This is a genomic window from uncultured Agathobaculum sp. (assembly GCF_963927765.1).
Classification (GTDB): Bacteria; Bacillota; Clostridia; order Oscillospirales; family Butyricicoccaceae; genus Agathobaculum.
In genome coordinates this window covers 1-8,255 of the sequence record NZ_CAWVCU010000067.1, presented here as the reverse complement: position 1 = coordinate 8,255, position 8,255 = coordinate 1, and the positions used below count along the sequence as shown (strand labels likewise).

At 56.3% G+C, this 8,255-nt stretch carries 9 protein-coding genes; all 9 read right to left on the bottom strand.

All coding sequences use genetic code 11. The features are described from left to right. On the bottom strand, positions 1-1,233 hold a 1,233-nt coding region (gene uvrC / locus ABGT74_RS06010; RefSeq protein ID WP_346704857.1), incomplete at its 3' end, for an excinuclease ABC subunit UvrC. Positions 1,234-1,316: 83 nt separating this feature from the next. After that, a complete protein-coding gene (locus tag ABGT74_RS06005) occupies positions 1,317-1,580 on the bottom strand; it encodes an HPr family phosphocarrier protein (RefSeq protein WP_107632189.1) in 264 nt (87 codons plus the stop codon). 205 nt (positions 1,581-1,785) lie between these two features. Beyond that, entirely contained in the window at positions 1,786-4,179 is a 2,394-nt protein-coding gene (locus tag ABGT74_RS06000) for an endonuclease MutS2 (protein WP_346704856.1), read from the bottom strand. 24 nt (positions 4,180-4,203) lie between these two features. Next, positions 4,204-4,947 carry a DNA repair protein RecO gene (gene recO / locus ABGT74_RS05995; RefSeq protein WP_346704855.1) on the bottom strand — a complete coding sequence of 248 codons (744 nt, stop codon included), beginning with the start codon at positions 4,945-4,947 and terminating at the stop codon, positions 4,204-4,206. Continuing rightward, positions 4,948-5,844, bottom strand: a complete 897-nt coding sequence (era, locus tag ABGT74_RS05990) for a GTPase Era (RefSeq protein ID WP_297283209.1) — start codon at positions 5,842-5,844, stop codon at positions 4,948-4,950. Further along, complete coding sequence (locus ABGT74_RS05985) at positions 5,841-6,308, bottom strand: diacylglycerol kinase (protein WP_297283210.1); 468 nt, start codon at positions 6,306-6,308, stop codon at positions 5,841-5,843. Before ABGT74_RS05985 ends, era begins: the two co-directional genes overlap by 4 nt. A 1-nt stretch (position 6,309) precedes the next feature. Then, on the bottom strand, positions 6,310-6,804 hold the full coding sequence (gene ybeY / locus ABGT74_RS05980) for an rRNA maturation RNase YbeY (protein ID WP_346704854.1): 495 nt from the start codon (positions 6,802-6,804) through the stop codon (positions 6,310-6,312). Then, a complete protein-coding gene (locus ABGT74_RS05975) occupies positions 6,801-7,775 on the bottom strand; it encodes a PhoH family protein (protein ID WP_346704858.1) in 975 nt (324 codons plus the stop codon). Before ABGT74_RS05975 ends, ybeY begins: the two co-directional genes overlap by 4 nt. Positions 7,776-7,861: 86 nt before the next feature. Then, the coding region (locus ABGT74_RS05970; protein ID WP_346704853.1) for a sporulation protein YqfD at positions 7,862-8,255 on the bottom strand (394 nt) is incomplete at its 5' end.

Sequence of the window (8,255 nt, the reverse complement as noted above, 5' to 3'; positions counted from 1 at the left end):
CGAACCGACGGTATCCTGCCCGGCAAAGTTGGAGATATCATACGCTTCCAGCCGCAACGGCAGCGCCAGCATACCGGTCACATTTTGCAGCAATTCCAGCGATTTATGCCGCCGTTCGGACTGTTTTTCGCGCCGCTCTATCTCTTCGCGCGCATTTTTCTCCGCAAGCCTGGTCAGCACACGCCGCTCGCCGCGCTGCGGCACGGCCAGCTCCACCTTACGCTCCGCAATCGAGGACAAGTACTCTCCAACCGCGTCCTGCTCCTCGATTTCATGCGAAAGCAACACGGTCTTTGGCACTGCACCGCGCTGCGCATAGTACTGCTTAACGAATGAAGAAAGCACCTCAGCCGGATCGCTTCCCGTCAGATGGAACAGCGTATATTCTTTGTCCTGCAATGCGCCGCCCGCATAATGCAGCACGCATACACATGCCCGCGTCTGCCCCTGCACAAACGCAATGATATCCAATTCTGCAAACGCGCCCGCGACCACATGCTGCCGCGTCCCCAGCTTTTGCACGGCACGCAGCCGGTCGCGCAGCATCGCTGCACGTTCAAACTGCAATTCCTCTGCCGCTTCGTTCATCTTCTCGGTCAGTTCTTTTTCCAGCTGCTTTGCATTGCCTTCAAACAGCGCAATCGCCTGATTGATCAGCGCATGGTATTCTTCCGGGCTGACTTTTCCCGTGCATGGCGCACAGCAGCGCCCAAGATGCTGGTTCAGGCACGGCCGTTCCTTCCCGATATCTCGCGGGAATACACGCGCGCATGTCTTAAGCAACAGCGCCTCACTGATCGTATCAATGGCGCGCCGCGCCGCCACGCGTCCCGGATAAGGACCGAAATAACGCGCCCCATCACGTGCCGGACGCGAAACAACCGTAAACGCTGGATAGGGTGCATCTGTATTGAGCCGGATATAGGGATAGCCCTTGTCATCCTTCAAGAGGATGTTGTACTTGGGCTTATACTTTTTGATCATCGAGTTTTCCAGCACAAGTGCTTCAAACTCGCTTTCCGTCACAATGATATCAAAATCATCAATGTGACTGACCAATTGTCTGGTTTTTGCGTTCAGGCGCTCAGGCGGCTGAAAGTAGTTAGACACGCGGTTGCGCAGCAGCTTCGCTTTGCCGACATAGATCACCTTGCCGGTTTTGTCCTTGTGCAGATACACGCCCGGCTGCATGGGCAGACGGCGCACGCGCTCCTTGAGCTGTTCTCTTGTCACGGCGAACCGCCTCCTTTTTGCAGCAAACGCCTCCGATAAAAAAAGCGCCGATCAATCGGCGCTTTTCCTCAGGATGCGATAACTTAGTCGGTAAAATTAGACGTAATCAGCTCAACCAGAGCAGAAACAGCCTCTTCCTCGTCCGGGCCGTCCGCAATCAGGTTGATGGTAGTGCCCTTGGTGATGCCCAGGGACAGAATGCCGAGCAAGCTCTTCGCGTTAACGCGGCGCTCTTCCTTCTCAACCAGAATCGTCGACTTGAACTCATTGGCCTTCTGAATAAAAAACGTTGCGGGACGGGCATATAAGCCTACCTGATTGGTAACCTGTACCTCTTTCGAATACATAATCTGCATCGCTCCTATTTCTTCAAATCCGTTATATATAGTCTATCCTCTTTTGTCGATTTCGTCAAGTCTCTTTTACGCCCGCCGCTTTTGCGTTTTTGATGAATTTTTTCCTGCATTGTGCAAAGATATAAGGCATTTTGCCCTGTATGACGGTTTTTCGCAAAAAAACGCGCAAAATTTATCCCATCTGCCGAAACCGGTTTCAGCGCAGCTCCACGATGGTCACGCCTTGTTCGCCTTCACCGTATACACCGCTGCGCACGCTTTTGACACGCTTGTTGCTGCGCAAATGCTGCTGCACCGCACCCCGCAGCACACCAGTTCCCTTGCCGTGAATGACCGTCACCGACGGCAGCCCCGCCATGATCGCACGGGACAGGAAATTATCGACCTCGAACAGTGCTTCCTCCGCGCTCATACCACGCACATCGACCTCGCTATCAGCCGAGCGCAGGTTGAGTTCGCGCGCGGGTGCACTACGGCGTGGCTGTGGTGCGGGCTTTTTCGCCGCTTTCGGCTGCTCAACCAGCCGCAACTCATTCTCCTTGACCGTCATTTTCATCGGCCCCGCCTGCACCTGAACGTTGCCGCTCTTATCCGCAGGTGCAAGCACATCGGCCAGCACACCGCCAATGTTCAGCAGTCGCACACGGTCGCCCTTTTTGACCGGGCGCTGCTCATCCGCCTCAACCACACGCTTCTGCACGCCACGGCGCTGTTCGTTCTCGGTATGTGTGATAACGCCACGCAGTGCTGCCTTCGCCGCAGCGAGGTTCTGATCGGCATTTTTCTTCTGGGCCTTTTTCTTCATGTCCTCGAGCTCGTCAAAGACGGTCTCAGCAGTCATGCGCGCATCTTTCAGGATGCGGTCAGCCTGACTGCGTGCGCTTTCGAGCATTTTATCCGCGCGTTCTTCTGCTGCATCGCGCTCCGCGCGCATCTTGTCCCGCTCGGACTGCGCCGCCGAACGCATCTTTGCCGCCTCATCCCGCATCTGCTCGACCCGACGGCGCTCGCGTTCGAGTTCCGCCAGCACGTCCTCGAAACGCGCATCCTCGGTCGAAACCTGCTCCTTTGCCCGCTCGATGATGGTTGGCTGCAATCCCAGCCGCGCAGCAATCGCAAACGCATTGGATTTGCCCGGGATGCCGGTCAGCAGGCGATAGGTCGGCTGCAAGGACTGCACGTTAAACTCACACGAAGCGTTCTCTACACCATCGGTCGTGAGCGCAAAGGTTTTCAGCTCTGCGTAATGCGTCGTCGCCGCCACACATGCGCCCATCTGACGCGCGTAGCCGATGACCGCGACCGCAAGCGCCGCACCCTCAACCGGGTCGGTGCCCGCGCCCAACTCGTCGAACAGCACCAAATCTCCCTGTCCGCAGCAATCCATGATCGACACAATGGTTTTCATGTGCGCAGAGAACGTAGACAGCGACTGCTCGATGCTCTGTTCATCGCCAATATCGGCATAAACATGCTCAAACAGAGCAATTTCAGATTGTTCATTCGCTGGGATGTGCAGACCGGAAGCCGCCATGAGCGACAGCAAACCAAGCGTCTTGAGCGATACGGTTTTACCGCCCGTATTCGGGCCGGTGATGACCAGCGTATCATACTCACCGCCGATTGCGATATCGATCGGCACCGCCTTGTCCTTATCCAGCAGCGGATGACGCGCGCGCAGCAAGCGGCAGCGACCATTCCCCTCCGCAAGCACCGGCGGAGCCGCATTCATCTCAAACGACAGCTTTGCCCGCGCGAACACAAAGTCAAGCGACACCAGCGCATCAAAGTCCTGCTCGATCGCATTTTTATAGTTTGCGACCTCGCTCGATAATTCAGCAAGAATACGCTCGATCTCGGCTTCCTCGCGGCCCTCGAGCACCTTGATCTGGTTGTTGATCTCAACCACCTGCTGCGGCTCGACAAATACGGTCGCGCCGGTGGATGAGGTATCATGCACCAAACCCGGAATATCGCCGCGATGCTCCGCCTTGACCGGCACAACAAAACGCCCGTTTCGCTGTGTGATAATGGTTTCCTGCAAGTATTTCGACCGCTCACCTGCAATCAGGCGGTTGAGCGTTTCGCGCACCTTGCCCGAAATGCGCCGAAGTTCACGGCGAATGGACAGTAGTTCCGGCGAGGCTCCGTCCGCAATCTCCTCCTCGGACACGATTGCGGTCTTGATTGCTTCCTCCAGCGCACGGTTGCCGGACAGCAGACCGAAAATCGGCGTCAGCGCCGTCTTTTCCTCTTGCTCCGCATCATATACCAATGCGCGGCGCGCGGTTTGCAGCAGGCTGGCCACATCGAGCAACTCGCGCGGATTCAGCGTACCGCCGCGGTCAGCGCGCAGCAGAATCGCCCCTACCTCACGGATGCCACCGAACGACGGACTGCCGTGCCGGATCATACGGTTTTTCGCATCCGTCGTCTGATCCATCCAGACCTGCGCCTGTTCATGGTCATCGAGTGGCCGCAGCGCACGGCATTTCGCCTTGGCTGCGTCCGACGCAGCCTGCGCGGCCAGCCGCTCAAGGATTTCATAATATTCCAGTGTTTTTAAGGATTTTTCGCCTAAACGATTCATCACAAACTCCCAAAATACAAAGTATTACAATACAGATTTATAAAACTGCAAGCTGTCGAACCCACGACCGAGGTGATACTGCACATACTGCTCAGCGAGCCTACAGAATTGCTCTCTTGCCGCACCGGACAGCACAAAAGCGTATACTTTCTGTGGCTCAGCCGAAAGCGCATGCAATATCGCGCGCAGCGTCCCGTCTGCCAACCGCTCGTATCCTCCGACACGCGCAGCACACTTATCGTCCGCCGCGGTACCCGCACGCACAGAAAAACACACAGGGGGCTGCGTGATCGGCTGCCCGCACACACCACAGCCCGCCAAATCAGGTGCATAGCCGCTTTCCGCCAGCACACGCCACTCAAACGCTGCTTTCACCAGCGCGGGATCGCGTCTTTTCCCCTCCAGCGCATACAGTGCGTGCAGCAACAAGCGGCATACCGCTGGACTGTCCTCATCCGGCCCGGTCACTGCGCCAGCCAATTCAGCCAGATAGCACGCGAGCGCATATCGTTCGATATCCTCCGCGAGCGAGAAAAACGAATGCACCAAATCCGCGTCGCGCAGCGCGTATTTCCCGCCCCGTTCAGACAGGATCAGCTCAGAATAACAAAACTGCCGCGCGGCAGGGTTCTGTTTTTTGCCCCGCCGCGCGTTTTTGTACAGAATTTCGCTTTTGCGGCCGTATTCGGTCAGCACCGTCAGATAGCGGTCAAAATCACCGAAATCCACTTCGCGCAAAATAAGCGCGCGCAGCCTGACCTCTGCCATTTACTGATCCTCGTAGCCGAAGTTGCGCATCTGATACTGATTATTGCGCCAGCCTTCCTTGACCTTGACCCAAAGTTCAAGGAACACCTTCGCATCCAGCATACGCTCAATATCTGCGCGCGCCTGTCGGCCGATTTCTTTGAGCATCGCGCCCTGCTTGCCAATGATGATGCCCTTGTGGCTATTCTTCTCACAGTAGATGACCGCGTTGATCTCGATTAGGCCATCCTCGCGTTCATGCCAACGCTCGATACCAACGGCAACGCCGTGCGGTACTTCACGATCAAGCAAACGCAGCATCTTTTCGCGCACAATCTCCGCCACCAGCTGCCGTTCCGGCTGGTCGGACACCATATCGTCCGGAAACAGCTGCGGACCTTCCAAAGCGTACTTATCAACCTCACTCAGAAAGTCATTCAAACCTTCCCCGGTGCGCGCCGAAATCGGCACCACCGCGTCAAATTCATGCGCCTGCGCATAGGTCGCAATGACCGCGAGCAGTTCTTCCTTTTTGACCGTGTCGATCTTGTTGATGACCAGAATGGACGGCATGTGGTGCTGCTTGATCTGTGCAATCAGGCTTTCCTCCGCCGGGCCAATGTTGGCGATCGGCTCAACCACAAGCGCCGCCACGTCCACTTCGGACACGGTATCGGTCACAACTTTGCACATGTAGTCACCCAGTCGGGAACGCGGCTTGTGCAGGCCGGGTGTATCCAGAAAGACATACTGCGTATCCCCGCGGCTGAGCACACCCGTGATGCGCGTGCGCGTGGTCTGCGGTTTGCTGGAAACAATGGCGACCTTCTGCCCCACCAGCTTATTGGTCAGCGTAGATTTGCCGACATTCGGGCGGCCGACCACCGAGACGACCGCAGTTTTCGTAATCTTGCTCATTGTATTCTCCCATAATGAAATATAAACCAAAGTGCGACCGGTATAGTCACCAGCAGCGCCATCAATGCCCAAAGATGCGCGAGCAGAAACTGCACCGCCGTCCACAGCACCCCTCTGCCGAGGAAAATGCAGACACCGACCGCTGCACATGCCGCCGCGCACACAAATACGCCCGCCGCCGCGATATCTTTCGCATTGCGGACAAAACCATCGTATCCACTGGCCTGCCGGTCACACAGCCGCTCGATAGCAGTATTCATCAGTTCCGCGCCCATAGTCAAGCCGAAACAGATGCACAAAATCGCCGCTTCTGCCACGCCCACACGGCCCATCAGCGCAAAAATAGTTACATAAAACGCTGCAACCATATGCACACGGAAGTTGCGCTCCCCATGGATACACAATCCCAATCCGCGCAGCGCGTGCTGAAAGCTCTCATGCAGTTTTCGGATGTTCTTCCCCATATCAGTTCTCTCTGGTCAGGCCAAGAAAGGTGAGGTTGTCCTCCTCCTTGGCGCGCATCAAGCGCGTGTCCTCATCGTTCCGCTCATGATCGTAGCCCAGCAAGTGCAGCACTGAATGGGTTGTCAGATAGCCACACTCGCGTGCCGGGGAATGGCCGAATCCGGTCGCCTGCTCGACGGCGCGCGTGTAGCACAAAATCATATCGCCCAACATCACGCAGCCCGAGTCCTGCTCTGCTTCCAGCTCCTCCTGCGGGTTTCCGTTCAAAAAATCATACATCGGGAAGGACAGCACATCGGTCACAGCATCCTTATCCCGGTATTCCGCATTGAGCTGCCGAATCTCATCGGCATCCACAACGGTCACGTCGATTTCCGCGTCGAACGGCACGCCCTCACTTTCGAGCACGCGCAGCGCACAGGTGCGGATCAGTTCGCTGACTGCCTGCTCATCTTCCACCCGGGTTTCAAACCCAATATTGATCTGATGGCTCATCGTTTCTCCCCTTTTCGGCGGAAAGCTGAGTGCTTGTTGTCCTGTGGCTTGCTTCTGCCCTTTTTGCCCTCGTAATCGGCATAGGCCTTGACGATGCGCTGCACCAGTTCATGCCGCACCACGTCCTTTTCGGTCAGATAGCATTGCGCGATACCCTCTACACCATCGAGCACGCGCAGTGCTTCTTTGAGACCGGACTGCTTGCCATCCGGCAGGTCAATCTGCGTGATATCGCCCGTAATAACCGCCTGCGAACCGAAGCCCAGACGGGTCAGGAACATTTTCATCTGCTCCGGTGTGGTATTCTGCGCTTCGTCCAGAATAATGAAGCTGTCATCTAACGTGCGGCCACGCATATAGGCCAAGGGTGCCACCTCGATTGATCCGCGCTCCTGATACTTGGCGAAGTTCTCCGCGCCGAGCATGTCAAACAGGCCGTCATACAGCGGGCGCAAATATGGATCAACCTTGCTTTGCAAATCGCCGGGCAGAAAGCCCAACTTTTCGCCCGCTTCAACCGCAGGGCGTGTCAAGATGATGCGGGACACCTGCTTGTCCCTGAAGGCCGCGACCGCTGCGGCCACGGCAAGATAAGTCTTGCCCGTGCCCGCAGGGCCAACACCCATGACGATCGTATTTTTGCGAATGGCTTCCATATACCGTTTCTGGCCAAGCGTTTTGGCCTTGATCGGCTTGCCCTTCGCCGTGATGCACAAAACATCGCGACTCATGGTGTGTACCTCAGCCTCACGTCCGTCGCGCGCCAATCCAATGACATATTGCACGGTCTGGGTGCCGATCGCGTCGCCGCGCGCTGCCATGGAAACCAGCGTCTCAATGGTATGCGACGCTGTTTCCACCTCCGCCGCTTCGCCCGAAATTTTCAGTTCAGTTCCCCGGCTGACAATCGAAACACCCAGCTCCCGCTCAATCAGCTTAATATTCTCGTCAAACGCGCCGAAAACCGACATCAGCAGTTCGGTTCTCTCCACCTGTATTGTCTTTTCTATGGTTTGCACCTTGCTTTCCTTGTTCTCTTTCCGTCTGTCGCTTTGTGCTATGGCGCAGCCTCATCCTCTGCCGGCGGTTTTTCGGGGATCGTGCTGTCATCGACTGCCTCGACACCGATCTGCTCAACCGCATGCACAGTCATCTCCAGCACCACCGCGCCGTCCTGTTCGGTGAGCGTTTCGCTATGCTCTGTGACCGAACCGTCCATACCGGAAGCGATTTCCTCTAGCGCACGCGAAAGCATTTCAACTCTCACATCCTCCACAGTATCGGTCTGCGGCTTACGCTCATAAAACACATAGGTCTGCACGACCAGCGACACCGGGAACACTACGCTGTCCGACAGACGCAGCGTTCTGGTTTCTATTATTTTATCACAGGTGCCCCCGTCAATTCCACTCCCAATATATAAATTTAACCGATGATTTCCCAAAACCAGC

What these genes read in the sequence shown, in the direction of transcription:
- ABGT74_RS06005 (WP_107632189.1), bottom strand. Translation starts at nt 1,580, where the DNA reads ATGTATTCGAAAGAGGTACAGGTTACCAATCAGGTAGGCTTATATGCC.
- ABGT74_RS06000 (WP_346704856.1), bottom strand. Translation starts at nt 4,179, where the DNA reads ATGAATCGTTTAGGCGAAAAATCCTTAAAAACACTGGAATATTATGAA.
- recO (WP_346704855.1), bottom strand. Translation starts at nt 4,947, where the DNA reads ATGGCAGAGGTCAGGCTGCGCGCGCTTATTTTGCGCGAAGTGGATTTC.
- era (WP_297283209.1), bottom strand. Translation starts at nt 5,844, where the DNA reads ATGAGCAAGATTACGAAAACTGCGGTCGTCTCGGTGGTCGGCCGCCCG.
- ABGT74_RS05985 (WP_297283210.1), bottom strand. Translation starts at nt 6,308, where the DNA reads ATGGGGAAGAACATCCGAAAACTGCATGAGAGCTTTCAGCACGCGCTG.
- ybeY (WP_346704854.1), bottom strand. Translation starts at nt 6,804, where the DNA reads ATGAGCCATCAGATCAATATTGGGTTTGAAACCCGGGTGGAAGATGAG.
- ABGT74_RS05975 (WP_346704858.1), bottom strand. Translation starts at nt 7,775, where the DNA reads ATGTCGGTTTTCGGCGCGTTTGACGAGAATATTAAGCTGATTGAGCGG.